Annotated in this window: 21 protein-coding genes; 11 read left to right on the top strand and 10 right to left on the bottom strand. The window is 63.6% G+C overall.

Going from position 1 to position 25,345, the window contains the following annotated elements; genetic code table 11:
- Positions 1 to 195: 195 nt before the first annotated feature.
- On the top strand, positions 196 to 645 hold the full coding sequence (locus FIV42_RS25685) for an RrF2 family transcriptional regulator (protein WP_168210948.1): 450 nt from the start codon (positions 196 to 198) through the stop codon (positions 643 to 645).
- A gap of 17 nt (positions 646 to 662) precedes the next feature.
- Here the strand turns inward: FIV42_RS25685 and FIV42_RS31310 are convergent, their stop codons facing one another.
- Entirely contained in the window at positions 663 to 2,012 is a 1,350-nt protein-coding gene (locus FIV42_RS31310) for a thrombospondin type 3 repeat-containing protein (protein ID WP_141200458.1), read from the bottom strand.
- A 99-nt stretch (positions 2,013 to 2,111) separates the two neighbouring features.
- A complete protein-coding gene (locus tag FIV42_RS25675; protein WP_141200457.1) occupies positions 2,112 to 3,368 on the bottom strand; it encodes a DUF368 domain-containing protein in 1,257 nt (418 codons plus the stop codon).
- Between the two features lie 135 nt (positions 3,369 to 3,503).
- Between FIV42_RS25675 and FIV42_RS25670 the strand changes: the two genes are divergently transcribed.
- Complete coding sequence (locus tag FIV42_RS25670) at positions 3,504 to 4,367, top strand: MBL fold metallo-hydrolase (RefSeq protein WP_168210947.1); 864 nt, start codon at positions 3,504 to 3,506, stop codon at positions 4,365 to 4,367.
- Here the strand turns inward: FIV42_RS25670 and FIV42_RS25665 are convergent.
- From FIV42_RS25665 to FIV42_RS25650, 4 genes are all read right to left on the bottom strand, one after another.
- Positions 4,357 to 4,863, bottom strand: coding sequence for a Mov34/MPN/PAD-1 family protein (locus FIV42_RS25665; RefSeq protein WP_168210946.1), 507 nt, complete (start codon positions 4,861 to 4,863; stop codon positions 4,357 to 4,359). The two genes, FIV42_RS25670 and FIV42_RS25665, sit on opposite strands and share 11 nt — an antisense overlap.
- Before the next feature lie 241 nt (positions 4,864 to 5,104).
- On the bottom strand, positions 5,105 to 6,052 hold the full coding sequence (locus FIV42_RS25660; RefSeq protein ID WP_222615323.1) for a PLP-dependent cysteine synthase family protein: 948 nt from the start codon (positions 6,050 to 6,052) through the stop codon (positions 5,105 to 5,107).
- Position 6,053: 1 nt separating this feature from the next.
- Positions 6,054 to 6,329, bottom strand: coding sequence for a ubiquitin-like small modifier protein 1 (locus FIV42_RS25655; protein ID WP_141200453.1), 276 nt, complete (start codon positions 6,327 to 6,329; stop codon positions 6,054 to 6,056).
- A gap of 68 nt (positions 6,330 to 6,397) precedes the next feature.
- A complete protein-coding gene (locus FIV42_RS25650) occupies positions 6,398 to 7,282 on the bottom strand; it encodes a pyridoxal-phosphate dependent enzyme (protein WP_168210945.1) in 885 nt (294 codons plus the stop codon).
- Between the two features lie 409 nt (positions 7,283 to 7,691).
- Between FIV42_RS25650 and FIV42_RS25645 the strand changes: the two genes are divergently transcribed.
- Complete coding sequence (locus FIV42_RS25645; protein ID WP_141200451.1) at positions 7,692 to 8,609, top strand: DMT family transporter; 918 nt, start codon at positions 7,692 to 7,694, stop codon at positions 8,607 to 8,609.
- Between the two features lie 113 nt (positions 8,610 to 8,722).
- On the top strand, positions 8,723 to 9,367 hold the full coding sequence (locus FIV42_RS25640) for a hypothetical protein (RefSeq protein WP_141200450.1): 645 nt from the start codon (positions 8,723 to 8,725) through the stop codon (positions 9,365 to 9,367).
- A 14-nt stretch (positions 9,368 to 9,381) separates the two neighbouring features.
- Here FIV42_RS25640 and FIV42_RS25635 read toward each other — a convergent pair whose 3' ends face one another.
- The 4 genes from FIV42_RS25635 to FIV42_RS25620 all read right to left on the bottom strand — a co-directional run bounded on the left by FIV42_RS25635 (position 9,382) and on the right by FIV42_RS25620 (position 14,160).
- Complete coding sequence (locus FIV42_RS25635; RefSeq protein ID WP_141200449.1) at positions 9,382 to 9,828, bottom strand: GNAT family N-acetyltransferase; 447 nt, start codon at positions 9,826 to 9,828, stop codon at positions 9,382 to 9,384.
- Positions 9,829 to 9,912: 84 nt separating this feature from the next.
- Positions 9,913 to 10,557 (bottom strand): maleylacetoacetate isomerase, encoded by a 645-nt coding sequence (gene maiA / locus FIV42_RS25630; RefSeq protein ID WP_141200448.1) that lies wholly within the window; start codon positions 10,555 to 10,557, stop codon positions 9,913 to 9,915.
- A gap of 121 nt (positions 10,558 to 10,678) precedes the next feature.
- On the bottom strand, positions 10,679 to 11,659 hold the full coding sequence (locus FIV42_RS25625) for a fumarylacetoacetate hydrolase family protein (protein ID WP_141200447.1): 981 nt from the start codon (positions 11,657 to 11,659) through the stop codon (positions 10,679 to 10,681).
- A 419-nt stretch (positions 11,660 to 12,078) separates the two neighbouring features.
- Positions 12,079 to 14,160: a pre-peptidase C-terminal domain-containing protein gene (locus FIV42_RS25620; protein WP_141200446.1), complete on the bottom strand. Its 2,082-nt coding sequence runs from the start codon at positions 14,158 to 14,160 to the stop codon at positions 12,079 to 12,081.
- Positions 14,161 to 14,489: 329 nt separating this feature from the next.
- Between FIV42_RS25620 and FIV42_RS25615 the strand changes: the two genes are divergently transcribed.
- The 7 genes from FIV42_RS25615 to FIV42_RS25580 all read left to right on the top strand — a co-directional run bounded on the left by FIV42_RS25615 (position 14,490) and on the right by FIV42_RS25580 (position 25,338).
- Entirely contained in the window at positions 14,490 to 15,944 is a 1,455-nt protein-coding gene (locus FIV42_RS25615; protein WP_141200445.1) for a Do family serine endopeptidase, read from the top strand.
- 267 nt (positions 15,945 to 16,211) lie between these two features.
- Positions 16,212 to 17,237 (top strand): DNA polymerase III subunit delta', encoded by a 1,026-nt coding sequence (gene holB / locus FIV42_RS25610; protein WP_141200444.1) that lies wholly within the window; start codon positions 16,212 to 16,214, stop codon positions 17,235 to 17,237.
- A 41-nt stretch (positions 17,238 to 17,278) separates the two neighbouring features.
- A complete protein-coding gene (locus FIV42_RS25605) occupies positions 17,279 to 18,385 on the top strand; it encodes a PSP1 domain-containing protein (RefSeq protein ID WP_141200443.1) in 1,107 nt (368 codons plus the stop codon).
- 564 nt (positions 18,386 to 18,949) lie between these two features.
- Positions 18,950 to 20,890, top strand: a complete 1,941-nt coding sequence (metG, locus tag FIV42_RS25600; protein ID WP_141200442.1) for a methionine--tRNA ligase — start codon at positions 18,950 to 18,952, stop codon at positions 20,888 to 20,890.
- A 103-nt stretch (positions 20,891 to 20,993) separates the two neighbouring features.
- Positions 20,994 to 22,124, top strand: a complete 1,131-nt coding sequence (locus FIV42_RS25595) for a HEAT repeat domain-containing protein (RefSeq protein ID WP_141200441.1) — start codon at positions 20,994 to 20,996, stop codon at positions 22,122 to 22,124.
- Between the two features lie 23 nt (positions 22,125 to 22,147).
- Positions 22,148 to 22,921, top strand: coding sequence for a TatD family hydrolase (locus tag FIV42_RS25590; RefSeq protein WP_141200440.1), 774 nt, complete (start codon positions 22,148 to 22,150; stop codon positions 22,919 to 22,921).
- Between the two features lie 284 nt (positions 22,922 to 23,205).
- The gene (locus FIV42_RS25580; protein ID WP_141200438.1) at positions 23,206 to 25,338 is read left to right on the top strand and encodes an AsmA family protein; all 2,133 of its coding nucleotides are present in this window, start codon (positions 23,206 to 23,208) and stop codon (positions 25,336 to 25,338) included.
- Positions 25,339 to 25,345 lie beyond the last annotated feature (7 nt).

The following is a 25,345-nucleotide window of genomic DNA, read 5'->3' as shown; positions in this document are numbered from 1 at the left end:
AGCCCCTAATAGTGGGCGCCTCGGTTCCTGAAGGCCCTCAACTAAAAACTATGGCCACCATTGAGGCGCGTATCGAGCGCGCGACCAATCCCCACCATCCCCACCTGAATTCGGGAAATGCAGTGGCCCCCCCACCGGTTTTTCCCTATAGTGGGCGCCAAATCCCCCATTATCTTAACCCAACCCGGTAGTCTCATGGATATCAGTGCACGCACAATGTACGGGCTGCGAGCGCTCGTCACCCTCGCCAATGCTCGCTCCGACGACCCGATGAGCATTCAAGCCATCGCTGACGAAGAGGCTCTTCCCGCCAAATTTCTCGAAGGGATCATGGCCGACCTGAAACGAGGCGGCTTCGTGCGCAGCAAGCGTGGCGCCAACGGCGGCTATCTTCTGGCTCGTCCGGCCAGCGAGATCACGCTGCTCGACATCATTCGCCACCTCGACGGCCCGGTCGCGCCGGTGGCTTTGCACGACAAGACGGCCGGCGACGCGCTTACCGACCGCCAAAAGGCCTTCCACCCGGTCTGGAAAGAGGTGCGTGCGGCGACCATTCGGGTGCTGCAGACCTACACCATCCAATCGATCGCCGACGCCGTCCCCGAACTCGCCGGCGACGACTTCAAACCGATCTACCAAATCTGAGCGGGCTGACGCCTTCGTCAGCCACAATTCGGCGACTGGTTGGGGTTGTACGTGTCGGGGCAATTGTCGCAGTCGTCGGGGATTCCGTCCCCGTCAGTATCGCGATCGCCGCAGTCGTCTTCGCAGGCGTCGCCCTGCCCGTCCCCGTCCTCGTCCTCTTGAGCAGGATTGGAGACGGCTGGGCAGTTGTCGCACGCGTTTCCAATCCCGTCCGAATCCGAGTCTTCCTGCTGGCTGTTGGGCGCGCCCGTACAGTTGTCGCAAGCGTCTCCAAAGCCGTCGCCGTCTGAATCGGTCTGGTCGGGGTTCTCGGTGCGCAGGCAGTTGTCGCAGGCATCGCCGACGCCGTCGCCGTCGCGATCTTGCTGGTCGCGGTTGGCGTCGTCGGGACAGTTGTCGCACAGGTCGCCGTAGGTGTCTGAGTCGGCGTCGGCCTGGTCGTAGTCGACGATCGTGGGACAGACGTCGCAAGCGTCGCCAATCAAATCGTCGTCGACGTCGGTCTGCTCGACGTTCGGATCGACCGGGCAGTTGTCGCAGGCGTCGCCCTTCCCGTCGCGGTCGCTATCCTTCTGGTCGGAGTTGGGGTCTTCGGGGCAGTTGTCCTCCGTGTCGGGCACCGAGTCGCCGTCGATGTCGTCGTCACAGGCATTTCCCAGGCCGTCGCGGTCGAGGTCTTCTTGGTCGGGGTTTCGCACGCCGGGGCAGTTGTCGCACGGGTTACCCACGCCATCTTGGTCGCCGTCGAATTGATCTTCGTTGGCGATATTCGGGCAGTTGTCGCAGGCGTCACCGATGGTGTCGCCGTCGCTCTCGAGCTGCTCGGGGTCTTCATTTTCGGGGCAAATGTCGCAGTCGTCGCCCACCCCGTCGCCGTCTTGATCGGCCTGGTCGGGGTTGGAGAGCCCGGGGCACACGTCACACACCTCGCCGGTGCCGTCGTTGTCATCGTCGGCCTGATCGGCGTTCGCCGTGTTCGGGCAGTTGTCGTCCGCGTTGGCTACGCCATCGTTATCGATATCGTCGTCGCAGCTATCGCCAATGCCGTCGGTGTCGGTGTCGTGCTGCAGCCCGTTAGGGTCATCCGGACAGTTGTCGCACGCATCACCGACCCCGTCGTCGTCCCTGTCGGCCTGATCCGGATTGTCGACGGTGGGACAATTGTCGCACACGTCGCCCAAATCGTCCTTGTCGGGATCATTCTGGTTGGGGTTGGCAATCTTGGGGCAGTTGTCGTCGACGTCGGCGATGCCGTCCTCGTCGAAGTCCGAGCCGGTGCAGGCGAGCACAAGCCCGGACAGAGCCAAGAAGGCGAGCAGACTGATGAAAAGGCGACGAACCGAGCCGTCGCGGACACTGCGATGCATGATGGAGCCCCTGCAATACTACTTCGAACGAGCGCCCCGGCACTTCCGGAGCGCAGTTCCACTATAGGCAACTCGAAGACTTCACGCCAACAAACCAAGTTAGCTTGTCGCCTTGGCCGTCTCTTCGTCCTCGTTGGCCGACCCCAGCCACGTAAGCGTGCCGACGATCAGCATGCCGACGACGAACGTCACCAGCGCTGACACCACCGGGCCTGACATCGCCGACGGCCACACGTTGACCACCACGCCCTCGATCTGCGACCGGAAGGGCCAGATGCCTCGTAGACAGCCGATCATCAGCCCCACGAGCGCGGAGAGCGTGTAAGCGGGAAACTTGTGCAACAGGTAGCTCAGGATGCGCGCGAACGTCAGGATGCCGATGGAGACGCCGGCGAGGAAGACGACCACGTAGCCCGCCTGCGCCACCGGAATAGCGCCGCCCAGCAGCGTCTTGATGAAGCCTTTGAGGGCGTTGAGGATGAAGAAATACGCCCCCAGAATCAGCAAGATATACGAGCCGCTGATGCCGGGCAGCAGCATCGCCGAGATGGCGACCGCGCCGGCGGCGAAAACGTACCAATAGGCAGGTCGCGGAACCTGCACGCTCACGCCTGCGGGCACCATGATTTCGTTATACGGCTCGGCGCGCGCCTTGAGCGCCTTCTTGTCGGTCTCGTCGATCTTACCCTCCCCGTGGTGCAGCGTGTCGAGCTTCGTGGCGACCTCGGGCTCGCTGGCGGCCATCGACTCGCGCAGCGCTTCGTTTTTGGGCGACCAGTAAATCGCGTCGGTCGGAATCGCGCTCGGCGCGCGACGGGCGAGGTGCTCGAGGGTCTCTCCCTCGGAGGTCACCTCGGTCCACTCACGCGTAATCTCGAAGGTGTTGCCGGGGTTGGTGACCACGAACCCGAACCCGGCACCGAGCACCGCCGCCAAGATCACGCCGGCGAGCTTGGGGCCCTTGCCGGTCTGGATCATGCGGAGCGGCACCCAGACGCTGGCCAGAATCAGGCCGAAGAAGAACGCGCGCATCTGCACCGGATACTCGGCCATCAGCGTCGGGATGACCATGCTGCCGATACCGAGCGCCACGAGGATGCCCCCGCCGAGCGTGATCAGAAACGGTAAGTTGAGCGTCCCGAGCTCGGCTTTGAGCGCGTCCCAGTCCTCCTGCTTGCGCCCGCCGGTCAGCCAACGCAACAGCGGCTTGACCCAGCGAAGGTGCAAGCCTTTGATGGAGTCGATGAACTCGGTGTAGATGCCCAGAATGAGCGCCATGGTTCCGCCGCTGACACCGGGGACGATGTCGGCAAGGCCCATGCAGACGCCCTTGAAGAAGAGTGCGATTCGGTTCATAGGATCGGGGTTTCGGGGTCTGGGGGTCTTGGGCTCTCGGGACTACGTAACTGCGTTGGGGTCTTGGCGACCGCGGCAGGGTGCATTAGCGTATGTGGCGCATCATGCGCCAACCATAATCACATGAGAAATACGATGAGCAACAAGAATCTTCCCTTGCGCGTCACGCCGTTGGTCGAGGCACGCTTCGGACTCGACGGTGGAGCGATGTTCGGCATCATCCCACGTCCGCTTTGGGGCAAGACGAACCCGCCCGACGAGAATAACCGCATCGACATGGCCTGCCGCTGCCTGTTGGTCGAGTATGGCGACCGCACCGTACTCGTCGACACCGGCATCGGCTCGAAGTGGAGCGACAAAGAGCGCGGCATCTACAAAATTCACGACCAAGACGATGGCCTGCGCGCCGCGCTCGACGAGCGTGAGCTGTCGACTGAGGCCATCGACGACGTCATCCTGACCCACCTGCACTTCGACCACGCCGGCGGCGTCAGCGAGTTCGCCGACGACGCAGAGACAGTGCGCGCGACCTTCCCCAACGCCACCCACTGGGTGCAGCGTCGAAACTGGTCCTGGGCCAACAGCCCCAGCGCGCGCGACGGCGGCAGCTACCGAAAGCTCGACTTCGGCTTTTTCGAGACCTCCGACGACGCGCCGCCGCTCGAATTGGTCGACGGCATCGCCGAGATCATGCCGGGCATCGAGGTGCTTCCGGTCCACGGACACACCTTCGGCATGCAGCTCGTCAAAGTCGAGACCGCCGAGCACACCTTCGTGCACCTGGCCGACCTCATCCCCACGAGTTCGCATATGCGCGACCCGTACGTGATGGGCTACGATCTGCAGCCGCTGGTCACTGTGGAGGAGAAACGGGAGGTCTTGTACGAGGCCGCCAAGAACGACTGGGTCCTCATCTTCGAGCACGACCCGAAGATGGGCTGCGCACGCGTCGAGCACGACGAGCGCGGCCGCCCCAAGGCGGTGCCGGTCAGCTTGTAACCGTGCTCAACTCGTACTCGCCGTCTTCGATCTCGATCTCGAGGACGGAGGGGAAGCCCTCCTCTTCTTCGTCGAAGCGAAAGAGCGTGGCGTGGTCGGCGCCGTCTTCGCGGGTGGAGACGACCAGGTAGTCGACCCCGGGGTGGCTCGGCTCGAGCGGCTCGTCGTCGCTGTCGCGCGGCAACGTGGCCGCGTTGACGTCCTCGTCGCTAAAGTAATCGCCCACATCGGCGTGGCTGTGGAAGACCACCGCCACACGCTCACCGCGGTCCTCGGCGCGCATGAACTCCATCGGGTCGATGATATAGAACTCGCGGGCGGTTCGGGGAAACTGCTCCGGATCCATCTGGTGGTACTTGTCGGCGAGGTTCTCACACTCGAGGACGCGATACTCGCCGTCGTTTTCGAGGATGAGCCCACAACCTTCGACCGGATAGGCCGCCTCGAGCCAGGCGACGACCTTGTCGAGAATATCCTTCGTCCAAATATCAGTCATTGATCCACCCTCTTTCGGTGCGAGTGCATCCCTGCTCTCGCAAACGAGGGCAAGATGCCCCCGCACCGAGTTTTGGTATCCTCTTTCGGTGCGAGTGCATCCCTGCTCTCGCAAACGAGGGCAAGATGCCCCCGCACCGAGTTTTGGTATCCTCTTTCGGCGCGAGTGCATCCCTGCTCTCGCAAACGAGGGCAAGATGCCCCCGCACCGAGTTTTGAGCAAGATGCCCCCGCACCGAGTATTATTGCCCCAAATAGCGATCGGCGTGGTCACAAATCACCGTCACGACCACCCCTTCGTCCAACTCTTCAGCCACCTTCAGCGCTGCCCACACATTCGCTCCGGCCGAGTTGCCGGCCGCGATGCCTTCGGTGCGCGCGAGCTTCTCGGCCATATCCCAGCCGTCTTCGGTGTCGACGTAGATCACGCCGGACAGCTCATCCTCGTGATAGATGTCGGGGACGATGGCCGACGGCATATGCTTGAGGCCCTCGAGGCCGTGGAAGGCGTCGGAGGGCTGGGCGCCGTAGGTCTGAATGTCGGAGTTGAACTGCTTGAGGCCGCGCGTCACACCCATGATCGTGCCCGAGGTGCCGGTCGAAGCGACGAAGTGGGTGACCCGGCCGTCGGTCTGCTCCCAAATCTCGGGCGCGGTCGTCAGCACGTGCGCTCCCGGGTTATTCGGGTTGCCGTACTGATTGGCATAGAAGTATTTGCCCTCCTCGTCGTTGTCCACGAGCTCCTTGCACAGGCGCTGGGCGCCGTCGCTGCCGTCCATCGGGTCCGAGTAAATGATCTCGGCGCCGAAGGTCGACACGATATGCTTGCGGGCAGGCGAGACGTTCTCGGGCATGACCAACGCCACGTCGATTCCGACCGCCGCACCGATCATCGCGTAGGCGATGCCGGTGTTGCCGCTGGTCGAGTCGATGAGCGTCTTCTCCGGGGTGAGTTCCCCCGTCTCGAGAGCGTCGAGGATGATCTGGCGCGCCGGCCGGTCCTTGACCGAGCCGCCGGGGTTCATGAACTCGAGCTTGGCCCACACTTCGACCTCATCGGGCAAGTGCGAGGTGACATGCTCGAGCCTGACCATCGGCGTGTTGCCGACCATCTCCAACAGCGACTTCTTGGGCGTCGGCGCCAGAGGTCGCGACTCGCTCTTCTTCGTCTTCGAGGAGCGTACGGACACTTCAGCCTCCGGCGATGGCGGGAACGATCGAGACCTGGTCGCCATCGGACAGCTCGGTGTCGAGCTGGTCCTGGAAGCGGATATCTTCGTCATTGGCGAAGACGTTGACGAAGCGACGCACCGAGCCGCTGTCATCGAAGATGCGGCTTTTGAGCTCGGGGTGAGCTTCAGCCAAGTTGGCGAGGGCCTCGCCGACGGTCGCGCCCTCGACGCTGACCTGATCTTGGCCATCGGTGTACTTTCGCAGCGGGGTCGGGATTCTCACACTGACAGTCATCGTCACTCCGTAATCGTTCGTAGTTAGGGGTGGTAGATTCGAGCTACAGAATTGAATCTGTAAAGGCCTCAGTGGGCCGAGTCGGGGTGAAAGGTCACCTCGAAGAGTTGTTTTTGCTCCCAACCGAGATATCGCTGGCCCGAATCCGGGTTCAACGCCACGATCGCCTCTTGTTCGGGCACATCTTTGCGCATCTCGATGGCGAGGAGCACTGCGGCAGCGCCTTTGGGCCCCAAAAGCAGCCCCTCCTCTCGGGCGATGCGGTCGCGCATCTCCCAGGCCTCGCTCAGGCTGACCTTGCGCAGCCGGTTATAAGCGTGACCGGTCAAATCCGAAAAGTCATTGTCGGTCAACACCGCGCCCCCGACCTGCAAGGCCGGGTGAGTCTCACGCAACTCCTTGGCCACGTGGCGGAAGGTGCCGCCGGTGGTCACTGACGTGATGAACGCCCCGAGAATGCGCCCATGGAGCGCCTCGAGGAGTTCGTCAGCCATGTCGGCATACGAGTCGGTGACTGCTTGGCGCCGGTAACCGTCGACGTACATGCGGTCGGCCGCCTGGCGCGCCCAGGTGGCAGCCGCGTCGATGGCGCCGCCCAGACCTTTGTCTTCATCCGTCCACACAATCTCTGCGCCGTAGCGCTCGATGAGCGGCAACAGCCGCTTGCTCGAGTGCGACGGAGCAAACACGCGCAGGCGCAGCTGCAACAGGTTGGTCAGCAGCGCGGCGGCCACCGACGAGTCGTCCACGCCGGCGATGGCCAGCTCGTCCCCGGCCACGATATAGCCGGCGTCGACCGCACGGGTGACGATCTCGCTGACGTACCGGTCGCGAATCGACCCGCTCGGGTTGACGTTCTCCATCTTGACGTAGACGTCCGGGCCATCGTCATCGACGACTCGATTGAGCTTGACCAGAGGCGTCTGCCCGACCAGCTCGTCTATGCGTCGCACGGCTCGCAAATCCGTCCCCGCTCGTTCGGCACCCGAATCGGTGCTGTTGACAGTGGCTTCGAGTTTCTCGGTTACTGCTTTCATAAAATGTCACGCCCTATCGAGCGGTACAGAATCAGGCGGCACAAAACCGACCGGCAAGGAATGCCCTTTCACGCTCCAAACAAGCGGCGAGCAGCATACGTTCCCGACGAATAAAGATCCAGCCGTCGCCGGCGCGGCGGGCGATTGCGCCTGCTATACACACAATCCCCACTGAGTTACTAGGCAATTAATAACTCCAAGGGACACGGTCGTCAAACTCGATGGGTGTGAACGGAGGCGCCAGCGAGCCTGATGGCTGTGGACATGTGCCATCGCCCCGCCTATAGGCAGAGATGCAGCACCCGATGCCTCCGGAGCAGAATTTATGGGAGAAATCGCCGCCCTTTCCGCCAGCGCCCTGTGGGCGACCGCCAGTTTGATGTTCGCTCGGCTCGGTAAATCCATCGGGCCGCTGGTGATCAATATCCTCAAGTGCGTCATCGCCTTGGCGTTGATGTTCGTGGTCCTACTGGTGCTCGATGGGCGTCTGTGGCCGGCTGGGCTTTCGACGTTCGAGACCGGCATGCTCGCGCTGAGCGGGCTGGCCGGTCTTACCCTGGGCGACACGGCCTACTTCAACGCGCTGAACCGACTGGGCCCGCGTCGCACGCTGCTCTTGGCTGCGCTCACCCCGCCGATGACCGCTATCATGGCCGTCTTCGTGCTCGACGAGCCGATCACCTTCGGCCTGCTTGTAGGCATGGGGCTGACGTTGGGCGGCGTGGTGTGGGTGATCCTCGAGCGCCATCCCGGCGACGACCAGGTCGCCGACGTCGAGCGCGACGAGGCCGACAGCGGACTGAGCGGCGCCGAGAAGGCCGGCATCGGCTTTGGCATCCTCGCCGCCTTCGGCCAAGCAGCGGGAAACGTGCTCACCAAGCTCGGCGGAAGCGAGATCACCGCGCTCGAGATCAGCATCGTACGCCTGGCTTTCGGTATCGGCGGCCTGGCGATTGTGCTCGGCGCGATGGGCCGGCTGGCACGCTCGGCCGAGCCGCTGCGCGACGGGCGCACCTTCGCCCTGCTCTTCGCAGCGACCTTTCTGGGCACCTTTTTGGGCATCTGGCTGATGAACGCGGGCCTTCGCTACACCTACACCGGCATCGCGTCGACGCTGTCGTCGACCAGTCCCATCTTCATCCTCCCCCTGGCCTACTTCATCGAAAAGGAAAAGCTGTCGGCGCGCTCCATTCTGGGCGCGTGTGTCGCCGTGGTCGGCGTGGCCGTGCTCTTCCTTGGCTGAACCCTGCTTGCTTGGCTGAGCCCTGCTTGGCTGCAACAGCCGCCTGCCTAGATTCCCGAGTGACTCGGTCGCACAACCGATTGAGTTGCCTCACGAATCACAAGGAGGATGCAGTGGAAGTACGCACCAAGAAGGTCCTCGGATGGGCTGCCGCGCTCATCGGCACCGCAGCGGCTGCCCGTCGTCTCATGGTCCGCTCCTGGGAGCGCAAGTGGGGCGCAGCCCCCATCGACGTCAAGCGCCCCATGCCCGGCGATGAACTCGTCGACGACCCCACCGTCATCACCAACCGCGCGTTCGTCATCGAGGCGATGCCCGTCGATATTTGGCCGGCGCTCGCCGAGCGAGCCGGAGGGAAACTCGAGGAGGGAGATATTCTCTCGATGGGCGCTGCCGGAAGCTTGCGCGTCGAGGCGGTCAACCCAAACCACGATTTGGTCCTCGTACCCGCCGACGACGGCCACAAACGGCAAGCGAGCTGGTCGCTTTTGGTCGAGCCGTTCGCCACAAATCGCAGTCGCCTGCTCTACCGCGCCCGGCTCGACTTCGGGTGGGGCCCATCGGATCTCGTCTACCGCGTGGGCCTCGACGAAGCGGCATTTATGGGGATTCGCGACTGGATAATCGAGGCGAAGACACGCGCCGAGAACGCGAGCATGATCCGCCGGCAGCACGAAATACTCGAGCAACGCCTCAAGCCCCAGCGCGAGTACCGGCCTCGACAGCACCTCGGCGGCGGCAGCGCGCCGCCGGCGTAATCGTCGGCCCCAACTTATCGCGTCGGCACCCAGCGCATCATCACATGCGGGATCTCGGCTTCGTCGAAGGGCTCGCCGAACCGTTCCCAGCCCAGACTCGCGTACCATTCCTCGAGGTGCGCCTGCGCGTGGAGTTCGGCGTGGCGCGCCCCCAAATGCTCTTGAACGGCGCGCATCAAGACGCTCCCCAATCCTTGACGTTGGCGCTCCGGATGGATGGCCACGCGACCGACGACCACCGGGTCTTCGCCCGCGAAGAGCCGCGCGGTCCCAATCAACTGCTCGCCGTCGTAGAGCATGGCGTGCTCGCACTCCGGGTCGCGCCCGTCGACCTCCGGCACGGCGGTGATCTTCTGGCCGACCACGAAGACGAGGTCGCGCAGGACCATGATGGCGTAGAGCTCATCTTTGGTCAGGTCGCGGTAGTGCTTGATGTCGATTTGAAGGGTCGCGTGGTCCATATTTGGCGGGGGGAAGAGATCCTTCGGAGGCAGACCTTCTAGGTCTGGACCAGCGCTGGAAGCGCTGCCTCCGAAGGATGTTTTTCAAACGGCCGCGTCCGGCTGCTGGTCCGGGTGCGCCGCCTTGAAGGCGTCGAGCGCCATGCAGTTCTGCTCGATCTGGAGCAAGAGCTCCATCTCGCTCATGTCCACCTTGAAGCGCCGCGCGTTGTACATCTGCGGAATCAGACAGATATCCGCAAACGTCGGCGCGTCGCCGACCGAAAAATCGCCGGCGGTCTCGCGGGCGAGCTTTTCGTAGGCGGCGAGGCCGTCGGCGATGAACGGCGCACACCAGGCTTTGGCGTCGACGTCGAACGATCGGCCGAGTCGCTGGAGCAAAAGCAGGTTTTGCACCGGCTGGATGCCGCTGTTGACGATCTCGGCGAGCTGGCGCGAGCGCGCCCGACCGAATGCATCCTCGGGCAAGAGCGCCGGCTCGGGATGGGTCTCCTCCAAGAATTCGAGGATCGCCATCGACTGCGCCAGGTGGCGCGTCTCGCCGTCGATGTCGACCTCGAGCACCGGCACCTGCTCCATCGAGTTGCGCGCTTTGTGCGCCTCGCTGTGCTGGATGCCACCCTGCTCGAGCAGGTGAATCGCCTCGTATTCGTAGTCGAGCCCCTTGAAGGCGAGCGCCGTGCGCACCCGCCAACTCGAGGAGCTTCGCCAATAACTATACAATTTCATTGTATTTTGTTCTTGGTTTTTGGTTCTTGGTTCTTGGCCCTGGCTGACCGTGCTGCCTTCACCAAGAACCAAGAACCAAGAACAGTTTCAAACCGGCAAGAGCGGCCATCTCGCTGCCATGTTACGAGGCGTCAACCACCTTCTGCTGGATAGTACCGAAGATGTTGTTGCCTTCTTCGTCCTTCATCTCGATTTTGACCGTGTCTCCGACCTGCATGTACGGCGTCTTGAACTCACCGGTCTCGATCTTCTCGAGCATGCGCTTCTCGGAGAGGCACGACGAGCCTTTCGACTGGTCTTCGTTGGAGACCGTGCCGCTACCGAGGATGGTGCCCGCGGTGAACGAGCGCGTCTTGGTGACGTGCTGGATGAGGTCGAAGAACGAGAAGTGCATCTCGGGGCCGGCCTCGGGGTCGCCGAAGAACTCACCGTTGTAGTCGGTCTCGAGCGGCAGGTTGACGCGGCCGCCGTCCCACTTGTCGCCCAGCTCGTCGGGGGTCACTGCGAACGGCGAGAACGTCGTCGCCGGCTTGGACTGGAAGAAGCCGAAGCTCTTGGCCAGCTCGCCCGGGATCAGGTTGCGGAAGGTGTTGTCGTTGACGAGCATCAGCAGCTTGACGTGCTCGCCGGCCTCCTCTTTGGAGACGCCGCGCGGGGTGTCGCCCATGACGACGGCGATCTCGGCTTCGAAGTCCAGCCCCCACTCCGGGTTCGGCAGCGGGATGTCCTCGGTCGGCGCCAAGAAGTGGCCCGAGCCGCCCTGGTAGACCAGCGGATCGGTCTCGAGGGTCTCGGGGGGCTCGGCGTCGCGAGCTTTGCGGACCAGGACGATGTGGTTGATGTAGGCCGACCCGTCGATCCACTCGTAGGCGCGCGGCAGCGGCGAGTGGAAGTCGTTGACGTCGACCGGCTCACCGTCGACCTCGCCGGCTTCGAGCTTCTCGAACAGCTCTTGGAGCTTGGGCTCGGCTTCGTCCCAGTTGTCCAGCGCTTCCTGCATCGACTTGGCGATGCCGTCGGCGGTGGCGTAGACCGAGTTGTCGCGCTTGACCACGACGAGACGACCGTCGCGAGTTCCATCTTTGAGGGTTCCGAGTTTCATCGTGCGTCCTCCGGTTTGACGTAGGGTTGGGTACGTGAGTCGGTGCTCGAACTCAGACGTAGTAGCCGGATGGGGATCTGTCAACGTGGGGGGCAGTGAGGGGGGGAAGGGTTAGGATGGGGGGGGAAGAAGTAGGAAGGGGGAGGCGTGGGTTTTGTGACGTGCGGCGCGCGCTATTTTGGGCGAGGGCAAAAACGCCCTCGCGAAAAAGCAATTTGGGTGTTCCCCAATCACCTTATGTGGTGCATCGGGGAACACCCAAATTGTAGTTCGCGCCGTAGTTCAGGCGCCCCAAATAGCGGGCACCAACCTTGAAAGGCGCATCGACAACTCGACACTCAAATTGCCGTTCGCGCCGTAGTTCAGGCGCCCCAAATAGCGGACGCCACGTAGCAACTACGCCACAATACGCTCGTTGCTCAGTTCATGAACACTTTGAGCGTGTAATCGCCGTTACCACTGCAGTCCGTGGCGTTCGGATCGGTGGTGCAGTACGGCTCGACCACGATGAAGTAGTCGCCATCAGCAGGCGCGGCGAAGGCGCCGGCGCTGAAGAAGCCATTTTCCTGCGGAAGGTAGTCGTCGTTTTCGAAGACCACGTCGCCGTTGCTGTCGACGACCGTGACGACCGTGTCGGCATCGTCGGTGTCGCCGTCCGCGCCCGCTTCGGCGATGAAGCCGAGCTGGTCGCCCTCGGTGAGAGTGACCTGGAAGTAGTCGGAGCCGAGGTCACTGGGGCCGGCGCCGTCGAGCGTGCCGGTGACGGCCGCCGGGATGTCGGCGGTGAGGTCGTTGGCTTCGCTCTGCTGGTCGTTCGACTCGCTCTCGGCCACGTCCGTGAAGGTCACGCCGTCGTAGCTGACGTTGATGAACGACATGTCGGCGTCAAAGCCGGTGCCGCCGCGGAAGTACGCGTCGCGCATGCCGGCGGTGATGTCGGTAGCGGCGGTGGCCACGTAGGCGATGGAGTCGCCAGTGGTAGCAGCGCCGTCGAGAAGCAGCGCGGCGACCGGTTCGAAGTCGGCCGTGGCGGCGCCACCGACCTGCAGACCGACGACGGTGTTGGCCGTCACGGCGAACTCGTACCAGTCGTAGTTACCGACGTTAGCGATGCTCCCGGCGCTGGTGAAAGGCAGCGTCTCGGTCGTCGCCGTCCAACTGATGTCGGTGCCGGTGAAGGTGTAGCCGAAGGTGCTTCCACCGACGTTCTCCGGGTCGGTGTTCTCGTCGAGCGGCACGTTGCGCGCGTCGTCGACGTTGACCTGATAGGTGCCCGCTCCATCGGCAGAGCTCGGATGCGCCAGCTCGACGGCGGCCACGCCTTCGACCGGACGGCCTTCGGCGATGGAGATCGGCCCAAAGAAGCTCGACACGAGCACGTCGATGCGCGGCTGCATCGCGTCGTCGGCCGTCGCCTCGAGGCGAATGGTCTCGCCCGGCTGCAGAGTCACTTCAAAGTAGTCGGTGTCGAAGTCGTCGGCGCCTGCGTCCGAGATCTCACCGGTCAGCGAATCGCCGGCGCCGATCGCGCGACGTGCGGTGGGCGCATCGTCGGTCTCGGTCACGCTCAGGTTGTACGACGCGTCCTGGGCGTTGGAGTACGAGTCGACCACGATCCAGTAGGTCTGCCCACCGGTGGCGCTGAACGCCATGCTCGAGTCGTAGGTTCCGTCCTGCCCCGGGAAATCATCGTTGGTCGCGATCGTCTGACTGTCCGCGGCGCTCCATGCGTACAGCACGGTGTCCAGGTCGCTGGAGACCGGGGCGCGCGTGGCCGTCGTCTCGGCAATCAGCGTGGTGTCGTCGGCCGGGCTGACCTCGAACACGTCCACGCCGTCTTCTTCGAGCTCGTCGTCCTGATCGACCGGCACGTCGACCGAAGTCGGGCTCGGATCGACCACCGAGGTGGCGATTTCGTAGGTGCTGTCCGCCCCTCCGTGCTCGATGGGCTCTTCGGCTCCCGAGCGTGCGTCGTACACGTACACCAAGTAGGTGCCGTCGGCGGGCACGAAAGCCTGGCGCTTGGTGCCGAAGTCGGGGATGAGCGCGCGACTGAAGGTGCCCTCGGCATCGGCGAAGACAACCGTAGCCATGTTGCCGTCGGCGGTGTCGAAGCCCGAGCCCACTTCCGTCAGCTCGAATTCGAAGATCTTGCCGCCGGTCAGGTCGACCTGGAAGATGTCGATATCGCTGTTCTCACCGGAGCCCTGCGAGATCTGGCCGGTGATCGGCTCTCCGACGGTGAAGGTGTTGGCCTCCTCCTCGGTGTTGTTCGGCTCCTCTTCGGTGAAGTCGCCCTGCGTGCCGCCGTCGTCCTCGACGTCATTCTCGACGTCATCTTCGACATCATCTTCGACATCGGTCTCGGCGTCCGGGCCCGCGTCGGCCTCCACGTCAGTGCCCACGTCTTCGGAGGGCGTGTTGTTACTCGGCTCGTCGTCGTCACCACAAGCGGCCATCAGGCCGGCGGCGAGCAACAGAATCAATAGATTGCGCTTCATACTAATCACTCCTTTGAAACAAGTAGCGCATCGAAAAAAGGTTTCGATCGGTGGAGGATTAGCACACACACAAACGCACATCAAAGGGTTGACGCGCGTTGCCCAAAGAAAATCCACACGGCTCCTTTGAGAGCGCTTCGATAACCGGCATAATTAGAAAACAGGACTATTCCCTCTCCCCCGAGTGTTTTGCCACCTGAGCGGCCCGAGTTGCATCTTGATAGAGAGCGCTGCTGTGGCGACGTTTATTGGTAGAGAAGTCGAGCGACAAGCGCCTGACGTGCGCCGAGCGCGACGCACTGCAGGAAGTCTCAAGCCCCCCGACGACGATGACTGGCACCCTAAAACGGCGAATCTCCCGGCTCTTGCTCTCCGGCCTCGTGGCGACCGCGTTGTCCCTCGGCGCGACGACCTCGTTCGCCCAGGACGACCAGGCGCCCGACGAGGTGTGGGTCGAAGAGTCGTCGCACCAGGGCATCGACCCCAACGCCCCGCTGCGCTTCTCGAGCCTGTCGAAGCTCGCCGAGAAGCTCAGCCCGTCGGTGGTCAATATCATCGTCAGCTACGGGCAGAGCGACGAAATCGAGCGCCTCCTGGGCAAAGGCGAATGGTCTGGCGGGCCGACTTCGATGGCCCAGGGCACCGGCTTCATCATCCATCCCGACGGCTATATCCTGACCAACAACCACGTCGTCGAGAGCGCGAGCGCCATCAAGATCAAGCTGCTCGACAAGACCGAGTACGCCGCCCGCGTGGTGGGCATGGACCCCGACACCGACGTCGCCCTGCTCAAGATCGACACCGAGCGCAAGCTGCCCGCCATCGCGCTGGGCGACAGCGACCGCGTCAAGGTCGGCGAGCACGTGCTGGCCATCGGCAACCCGCTGGGGCTGAGCCACACGGTGACCACCGGCATCGTCAGCGCACTGGGACGCCGCGATCTGGGCATCGACAACGACGCCTACGCCGAATTCATCCAGACCGACGCCTCCATCAACCCGGGCAACTCGGGCGGCCCGCTCATCGGGCTCTCCGGCGAGGTCATCGGCATGAACACCGCCATCAACCGCAACGGCCAGGGGATCGGCTTTGCCATCCCCATCAACATGGTCAAAAAGCTCTTACCCCACCTGGCCAATCACGGCTACGTGGTGCGCAGTTGGTTGGGCATCCGGGTCCAAGAACTCGACAAAAAGCTCGCCGCTACCTTCGGCCTCGACAAACCGACCGGCGCGCTGGTGACCGAGGTCGTCAACAACAGCCCGGCGGCCAAAGGCGGGGTCAAAGCCGGCGACGTCATCCTCGAGTTCGACGGCGCCCCGTTGAAGTCGAGCGACAAGCTCCCCTGGCTCGCCTCCACCGCAGGCGCCGGCAAGACGGTCGACGTCAAATTGCTCCGCGGCAAAAAGCAGATGAAGCTCGACATCAAGCTCGAAAAACTCCCCGACCAGGATCACCCCAATATCCCCAGCTTCGACGCCAGCAACGCCAGCGCCCCCAAGAGCGCTGAATTCGGCGTCTCGGTCAAAGCCCTGACCGACTCGCTCGCCCGCCAATTGGGCGCCAGCAGCACCGACGGCGTCGTCGTCACCAACGTCGGCTCTCAATCGGCCGCCCACGGCGCCGGCCTTCGCCAACGCGACGTCATCACCGAGGTCGGCGAAGACAAGGTGACCGACTCCAAAGAGTTCGACAAAGCGATCAAAGCCTTCGAGCGCGGCGACGTCGTACGCCTGAAGGTCGTGCGCGGCGGACGCGTCGTTTATATCGCGGTGACGCGATAGGAGAGCGAAAAAGCAAAAGGGTAAAGAAGCGAAGAAGCAAAGGCGGTCGACACGTACCGCCTTTGCTCTTTTACTTTTTCACTCCTTTACTTTTTCACTCCTTTACTTTTTCACTCCTTTACTTTTTCACTCCTTTACTTTTTCACTCCTTTACTTCTTCACTCTTTTACTTTTTCGCTCCTTTGCTTTTTCGCTCTTTTACTTTTTCGCCCGCGTTGCGCTAGCATCGCGGGCGTCTTAACTTCGCGCCCTTCCGAGGACATCACCGTGCTGCACTGGTCGCAAATTCGGGGGCAAGAACGCCCGCTCGACATCTTGAAGACGGCCCTCAACACCGGCCGCGTCCACCACGCGTACCTGTTCACCGGTCTGCAGGGGGTCGGCAAATTCTTGACCGCCCAGACCTTCGCGGCCGTGGTCAACTGCGCCCACCGCCCCGAGGGCGAGTTCCGCGACGCCTGCGGCGAATGCAGTAGCTGCCGCAAGATCGACGGCCGCCAGCACCCCGACGTCCTCTTCGTCGAGCCCGAGAAGGGGCGCATCAAGATCGCCCAGATCCGCGAGATCCAGAAAGCCGCCATGAAGGCGCCTTACGAGGGGCGCTTTCGCATCGTCCTCATCGACGACGCTCACACGATGACCGAAGAGGCGGCCAACGCGCTGTTGAAGACGCTCGAAGAGCCCTCCAAGCGCATGCGCCTCATCCTCGTGACCGACCAGCCCCACGGCCTGCTCGATACGATCATCTCGCGCTGCCAGGTGCTGCGCTTCGGCGCGCTCGAAGAATCGGACGTCGTCGAGCTGCTCGACGAGCTCCTCGAAGAGAACGAGGACATCGAGCGCCCCGACGCCAAGCTGCTGGAGGTCGCCGCCGGCTACGGCGAGGGGAGCGTCGGGCGCACCTTCGCGGTGGTCGAGTCGGGCATGCTCGACGCCCGGCGCGAGTTCGTCGAGCAGATCGTCAACCTGCCCGCCGGCCAACCCGTCCCTCTGCTGGACCTGGCCGAAGAGCTGAGCTCGAACAAAAACGAGCTCGAGCGCAAGCTCGACGTCCTCAAGCTCTTTTTGCGCGACGTCATGCTCTATAAGGCCGCCGGCAACGCCGATCGGCTCATCAACACCGACCTGGTCGACCTCGTCGCCTCCTACAGCGACCGCGTCTCCCTCGACGAGCTCCTCGGACTCCTCGATGAAATCCGCGAGGCCCAACGCTTGTTGATGCGAAACGTGCACGCCCAGCTCATCACCGAGAACCTGCTGGGCAACTTCCGACGCCACGGCGCGTCGGCCTGAAGCTCGAAAAACGAACGTTCTGTAGCGACAGTCGGAACCCCATGACCACCACGACCACCGACAACACAGCCCACGACAAGACCGGCGGCGAGCCGTTCGGCGGCAAAAAGCGCCTCTACAACGTCGTGCAGGCCAAATTTCGCACGAACTTCATCAAGCACGACTTCGACGCCCGCGAGCTGCAGCTCTACCCGGGCGACCAGGTCATCGTCGAAACCGACCGCGGCCCGGCCATCGCCAAGATCACCGGCCACGTGCAGCGAAAGCTCTTGCCCACCGGCAGCATCCAGCGCGTGCTGCGCAAGGCCAACGACGGCGACGTGCGCCACGCCGACAAAAACGAAGAGCGCGAGCGCGACGCCTACCGATTCTGCATCGAGCGCATCCGGGCACGAAACCTGCCCATGAAGCTCATCCGCGCTCAGTACATGCACGACGGCTCGAAGATCGTCTTCTACTTCAGCGCCGACGGCCGCATCGACTTTCGCGACCTGGTCAAAGACCTCGCCCACCGCTTCCGCACCCGCATCGAGATGCACCAGATCGGCGTGCGCGACGGCGCCCGCATGCTCGGCGGCATCGGCCCGTGCGGGCGCGAGCTGTGCTGCAGCACCTTCTTGCAGGAGTTCTCCCCGGTCTCGATTCGCATGGCCAAACAGCAGGGCTTGACGCTCAACCCCTCGAAGGTCTCGGGCATGTGCGGCCGCCTGATGTGCTGCCTCGTCTACGAGCAGCAGATGTACCGGCGCATGAAGAAGTCGTTGCCGCGGGCCGGCCAAAAGGCACAGACCGCCATGGGCGTGGGCGAAATCATCGACCTCGACGTCATCAACCGGCGGGTCACCATCAAGCTGCATGACGAGAACCGCCAACTCTTCCCAGTCGACGAAATCGAGATCATCGACGCCAAGAAGCTCGACGAAACCGTCGACACCCCGCCCGACGAGCGCCACGAGCGCTACCTTTGGAACGACGATGCCCCAGGCAGCGTCGAATTCGTCGGCATCCCCGACCTGGCTGCCGACGGCGGCCAAGAATCGTCTAACAACAAGCAGAAGAAATCGGGCAAAAAGTCGCGACGCCGCGGCTCCCGGCGCCGCAAACGCGGCAAACGCGGCAAACGCGGCGGTCGCGGCAAGAAGAAGTAGCCGTTGCCTTTCGCGGAGCGGGGGCTCGCCCCCAGCGGAACTCGCCGCGCCTTTTGCGGCGCCCGTGCAGCCCTACGGCTTGCCGCGGGGCTTTGATCCTCATCAACCACGCCTCCCGAACCCGATCCCGCCTCACGAACGCCATTTCGATGCCCTCAGAATCTGCGGAGGCCATTGAAACGGCATTTCAGTGCCCCAAATCTTTTCCCAAGACCGTCGCACAGACATTTCAGTGCCCCAAATCTTTTCCCAAGACCGATGAAACGACGTTTCGGTGCCCTCCGCTCCCTCTGAGCCCGACAAAATGGCGTCTGTGTGCCCCATCGCTTTTTGCGAGCCCGATGAAACGGCGTTTGTGTGCCCCCAACTTTTTCTGAGCCCGCTAAAATGGATTCTGGATGGCCTTTGGCTTTTCGGCGGGGCATTGAAATGAGTCGAGTGGCCCGAGCACCGAAGCCTTGCCAAACCCACCTCCAAGTTCTAAGAACCACCTTGAATTTGGTCCATTCGCCCCAACCATTGTGTTCCTGCTGGGGCTTGCCTGAAAATCGACAGAGTTGAACAATGGCGAATTTCTACATCACCACTCCGATCTATTACGTCAACGGCGCGCCGCATATCGGCCACGCCTACACGACCATCGTCGCCGACGTCTTCGCGCGCCACTACCGGCAGCGCGGTGACGACGTCTTCTTCTTGACCGGCACCGACGAGCACGGCCTCAAGATCCAGCGCGCCGCCGAAGACCGCGGCATCGAGCCCCAAGAGCTGGTCGACGAGAACTCGGCGAAGTTCCGCGACCTGTTCGAGAAGCTCGAGCTGAGCCACGACCGGTTCATCCGCACCACCGATGCGGACCACAAAGAGACGGTCCTGGAGATGATTCGGCGCATGAAGGAGTCGGGCGACATCTACCTCGACACCTACGAGGGGTGGTACTCGGCCTCCGACGAGGCGTATTACGCCGAAGACGAGATCGAAGACGGCAAGGCCGTCGCCACCGGCTCGGAGGTCGAGTGGGTCGAGGAGGCGAGCTACTTCTTCAAGCTGAGCAAATACCAAGACCAGCTCATCGAGTGGTACGACAGCGACACGGTCCCGGTGCGCCCCAAGGCGCGTCGCAACGAAGTGCGCGCCTTCGTCGACGGCGGCCTCAAGGACCTGTCCATCAGCCGCACGACCTTCGACTGGGGCATCCCGTTCCCCGACGACCCCGAGCACGTGCTGTACGTGTGGGTCGACGCGCTGACCAACTACCTGAGCGGCGTGGGCGGCTTCGACGAGGCCGGCGAGACCGGCGGGTTCTGGCCGTGCGACGTCCACCTCATCGGCAAAGACATCCTGCGCTTCCACGCCGTCTACTGGCCTGCCTTTCTCCTCAGCGCCGGCGTCGACCTGCCCAAGCAGGTCTTCGCTCACGGTTGGTGGACCGTCGAGGGCGAGAAGATGAGCAAGTCGAAGGGCAACTGGATCGACGCCTTCGAACTGGCCGACGAGTACCCGCTCGACCTTCTTCGCTACTTTATGGTGCGCGAGATCCCGCTGGGCAGCGACGGCAACTTCGTCCAGGAGCGCATCGTCGAGCGCAACAACAGCGAGCTCGCCGACAACCTTGGCAACCTCGTCAACCGCACCACCAAGATGGTCCAGAGCTTCATCGACGGTGAGGTGCCCGCGTACACCGAGACGCAGAACGAGCACGACGTGGCCCTTCGCAAGGCCGCCGACGTCATCCTGGCGACCGTGCGCGACGCCATGAACAAGCGCGAGCCGCACAACGCGCTCGACGCCATCATGAGCTTCGCCAAGGACCTCAACCAGTACATCCAGACCACCCAGCCCTGGAAGTACAACAAAGAAGGTGACATCGAGCGCGTCCAGCACATCCTGTACCACGCCCTCGAAGGCATCCGCTGGGTCGCCGTGCTCGCCTCGGCGTTCGTACCCGATGCCGCGCAGAAGATTCTGGGCGCCCTGCAGCTCACGAGCGACGACGACCTGCAGCTCGCCTCGCTCAAGTGGGGCGGCCTGCCGGCCGGAAACACGGTGGAGACCCCGGACGTTCTGTTCGACAAGATCGACCTCGAGGCCATCGCCAAAGAGGAAGAGCAGACCAAAATGGTCGAGAAGAAGCAGAAGAAGTCCAAGGGCAAGAAGGGAGACTCCGAGAAGACCGGCCTGGTCGAGTTCGGCGACTTCATGAATATCGAACTTCGCGTCGGGCGCATCGAGTCGGCCGAGAAGGTCGAGGGCGCCGACAAGCTCCTGAAGCTGTCGGCCGACGTCGGCGAAGACAACAACCGCACCATCGTCGCCGGCCTGGCCAAGAGCTGGGACCCGAGCGACCTCGAGGGCAAGCAGGTGGCCATGGTCACCAACCTCAAGCCCGCCAAGCTCTTCGGCATCAAGAGCGAGGCGATGGTGCTCGCCGCCGAGACCGACGAAGGCAAGCTGGAGCTGGCGTTCTTCTCCGAGAACGTCAAGCCGGGCACTCGCATCTCGTAAGGCCGACCATTCGCCCCCCAAGCCATCGGCGTTGGGGGGCAGGCGCGAAGCGCCGGGGGGTTGAGGCCACGAACCAGTAAGGCGTACATATAGACCACGAACCATGACCCAATCCCGCCTCGCCGATATCTCCAACCCGAAGACGCGGCTCTCCGAATTCGAGCTGCGTCTTCGGGAGGGCTCCGACACTCAGGTGCGACGCACCTTGCTCGAGGCGATGGCGGATTCCTATCCGCCGCTTCGCCACCAAGCCGCTCTGGCCAGCGCCGACCGCGACGACGAGACCTTCGACGAGGCGCTTCGCTCGCTCGTGGTCGGCGAGCCCGAAGGCGCCGTGGCACAGGCGGGTGAGCTCGGCGTCGAGCCGAGCGCCATCCCCACGCCCGACGCGCCGTTCCGCGAGGCCGCCTGCCTGGCCCTGCGCACCTCCCACAACCCGAGAACCGTCTCCGCCCTGCTCCACGCAGGCACAGACGACTCGCCCGACGTGCGCTACCAGGCGCTCGTCTCGCTGCACGAGCTCGACGCCTCTGGCGACGCCTTCGGAGAGCTCGTCGCATCGCGCCTCGACGACGAGGACCCCGAGGTCGTCGTGGTCGCCGCTCAGATCACCGCCCAGCACGGCTGGACCCAGAACACCGCCAAGCTGCTCGAGCAGTGGCGCGAGCTCGGGGGCACCGACAAGCTCCAGATCGCCCTGTCGCTCAGCGAATTGCACACCCAACACGGCGCCGAGGTCCCCGGCGAGGTGCTGGACGCCATCACCGACGAGCTCATCGCAGCCCTCGAGGAAGAAGAGACCATCGCCGCGGCGAGTCAGGCGCTGGTGCAGTTGCGCTCCGAGCGCGCCGTCGACGCCCTCGAAAATGTCGTCAAGCGCTGGTTCGCCCACCCGATCCTCAAGGTCGAAGCCGCCGGAGCCCTGCACGAACTGGGCAAGGCCAGCGGCACCGCTCACTTGGAGAAATCGCTCAACAGCAGCCGCAAGGACGCCCGCGGCTACGCCCTGCGGCTGGTCGGACGCCTGCGCATCAGCGAGTATTTCGACGAGCTCGACCGCGTCGCCCGAAGCGACGACTACCACGCCGACACCGCCGTGCTCGCCCTGGCCGACTACGGCGGCCAACAGGCCCGTGCGGTGCTCGAGGATGTCGTCAAAAAGCACAGTGATTCAGAAGTTCGCGAACTTGCAAAGCAGGCCTTGCAGAACAGCGACGCCCTCCGAAACCCCTAAACCCCTAACCCCGAAACCCTCCCATGCCGTTAATCGACACACACGCACATCTCGATTTTCCGAAACTCCAAGATCGCTTCGACGAGGTCCTGCAGAACGCACGCGACGCCGGCGTCGAGCGCATCGTGACCATCGGGGCCAGCCGCGGGCTCGACAGCAACTACCGCGCGCTCGACATCGCCAAAGAGCACGACTGGATTCGCTGCACCGCCGGCATCCACCCGCACGACGCCGAGCAGGCCACCGAGGAGGTCGTCGAGACCATCCGCCGCGAGTTCTCCGAGCACGACCAGGTCGTGGGCATCGGCGAGACCGGCCTCGACTACTACTACGACAACGCGCCGGTCGAGCAGCAGAAGTGGGCCTTTCGCCAATTCCTCGAGATGTCCAAAGAGGTCGACAAGCCGGTCATCATCCACAGCCGCGACGCCGACGAGGACACCATCGCCCTGCTCGAGGAGACCGGCGTCACCGGCGGCATCCTGCACTGCTTCACCGGCAGCCGCTGGATGGCCGAGCGCCTCTTCGAGCTCGACTTCTACCTGTCCTTCTCGGGCATCGTGACCTTCAACAGCGCCAAAGAGCTGCTCGAGATCGCCTGCGACACCCCCGAGGACCGCATCCTCGTCGAAACCGACTCGCCCTACCTCGCCCCGGTCCCCAACCGCGGCAAGACCAACGAGCCGGCTTACGTACGCCACACCGCCCAAAAGATCGCCGACGCCCGCGGCATCACCCTCGACGAGCTCGAAAGCTTCGTATGGGACAACGCGGCGCGTGTCTTTGATTGGACGTGATCGCGGGGAATGAACCGCAAAGGTAGCAAAGGGGGTCCCGAGCTAATTCGCTCCTTCGCTCCTTCGCTCCTTTACTCCTTCGCTCCTTCGCCCCTTTGCTCCTTTACTCCTTCGCTCCTTCGCCCTTCGCCCTTCGCCATCCGCCCCTTCTGTAAAACTATGAAATTACTGCAGACTCTGTCGAGTTAACCCACCCGGCATCCGTACGCTCGTCGCTCCCGATGTTCCCGAGCACCTCGTTGTAGCCGCCCGGACGAGCGAGCCCCCACAGTCTGCAGTACCTCATGCGCCTACTCTCATTTTCGCTCGTCCCGATCGCGCTCGGCGCGGTGGCGTTTGCCGCGTACGACGCCGGCAAAGTGCACGAGCACGTCCTCGACGAGCTCGAGCGCAAGCTCGACGAGAAGTTCGAGGGAGACTTCGAGGCGCGACGGCTCACCGGGTCGCTCGTCCACGGGTTTACCGCGCACGACGTCGAGATCCGCGACGTCTACGGCGGCCCCGTCGCCCACATCGACGAGCTGCAGGTCGAGGTTTCGGCCTTCGCCCTTCTCAACGGTGACTTTCGCTTCGACAAAGCGCGGCTCGTCCGCCCGGTGGTCTTCGTCGAGGAGTTGCCCGACGGCAACCGCAACGTCGAGCACGTCTTCCGCTCACGAAGGTCGGGCGCCGAATCGCGCCCCCCTCGCCCGGCGGGCCAGGTGCTCTTCGAGATGACCGAGGCGGAGGTCATCGACGGTAAGATATATTACGTTAACTCCATCGAACCCGATAAGCCTTCGAGAGTCGTCACCGCACAAGAGGTTCAGGCCAAGGGACAGCTTCGCGTGCTCTCACACAAAACTGTCGTCAAGCGTCTCGACCGCTTCGAAGCCGACGTCGTCTCCACCTTCTCCCCCACCCTTCGCAAGGTTCGCGCGACGGGCACACGCGTCGAGAAGAACGAGATCACCTGCGATATCACCGCCGACACACTCGAGGTCGACGAGCACTGGCGCCTCGACAAGCTCGACGTGTCGATTCCACGCAGCGAAGCTCCGCCCGAAACCCCGATTGCCGTCTCCGGTCGAGCCTCGACGCCCGACGGCGGCTGGCTAGACGTCGAAGGCCAGATGAGCGACGACGACGCCTACGACTTCGACCTCGAAGCCCGCGACTTCGAGCCTCGCACCTGGCCAGGCGCGCCCGACTGGTCGTGGCTCGTCCTCGACGGCAAGGGAAGCATCGCCGGGCGCGGCTGGTCGCGCGACGAGATGGACACCACCCTGCGCTGGAGCGCGAACGACATCGCCCTCGCCGGCGAGCGCGTCGACACCCTTCGACTCATCGCGCGTGCGGTGAAGGGTCGCCTGCAGGTCGACAAGCTCGACCTCAAAGCCTCGAAGACCTCACTGAACACCAGCGGCCACGTCACCGAGGCCGGCAAATTCGCGCTGTCGATGGCCCTGAACACCACCGGCAACAAGCACGCCCGCCGGCTCGCCAAACGCCTCGCCATCCCGCTGGACGACGCCACGCGGGTGCGCGTTTGGACGAAGGCGAACGGAAAGCTCGACCTGTCGGCGCTCGCCGACTCCGCGCGCGACCCGCTGCAAATGCTCGCCCACGCCGACACCGAGTCCAAGTGGACCGCGCGTGACCTCGTGCTCGACGGCAACCGCTACGGCGCCTCGAGCGGCTCGCTCGAACTCCTCGTCCCGTCCGTGCAACGAAAGGACCGCGACGAGCGCATGCTCGCCTTCAAGACACGCGGGATCCTCACCGACATACGCGTGGGCGACCACCGCGCCGAGAAGGCGCGCATGTTGGTCAGCGGCGCATTCCGCCCCGCCAAAGACGGCGCCCAATGGCCCCTCGACACCCTGAAAGCCCGCGGCGGCATCGATCTGGACGGCTACCGCCACGAGAAGCTCCGCGCCCGTCGCGTCGCCGTGAACCTGAACGTGCGCGGCGCGTTCCCGCTGGGCAAAGGCGCCGTGTCGGCGCTGATGACCGGCGTGCGAATCAAAGGTGAGAAGTTCAACTCCGTACAGATGAAGCTGAGCCTGCTCGACGAGCAGAAGTTTCGCTTCCGCTCGAAGACCAAGATCTCGGTCGCCAAGCTGCGCCTCCCCATCTACCTCGACATCAAAGGCCGCCACGCCCGCGACCTGAAGGCGCTCGCCGTCGACAAGATGTCGCTCGGCCGCCCCGGCATGCGCTGGAAGACACGCAAGCCCGGCCTGGTCCTCTTCAAAGACGACGCCGTCGTCTTGAAATCACTCACGTTGAAGCGTGGAGGCCGCAAAGTGCGCCTGGACGGCGCCTACGGTCGCGGCAAGAAGGGATCGATCTCGGAGATCTGCGACCGTCTCAAGACCCAGCAGCTCAAGGGCCTCTTCGGCCCCGTGGGCGGGCTGCTAGACAAGATTTTCTGAGCAAACC

This window comes from Persicimonas caeni, assembly GCF_006517175.1.
In the GTDB taxonomy this organism is placed as follows: Bacteria; Myxococcota_A; Bradymonadia; order Bradymonadales; family Bradymonadaceae; genus Persicimonas; species Persicimonas caeni.
The sequence above is the reverse complement of the archived record's forward strand: the minus strand, read 5'-3'. Positions and strand labels throughout refer to the sequence as shown.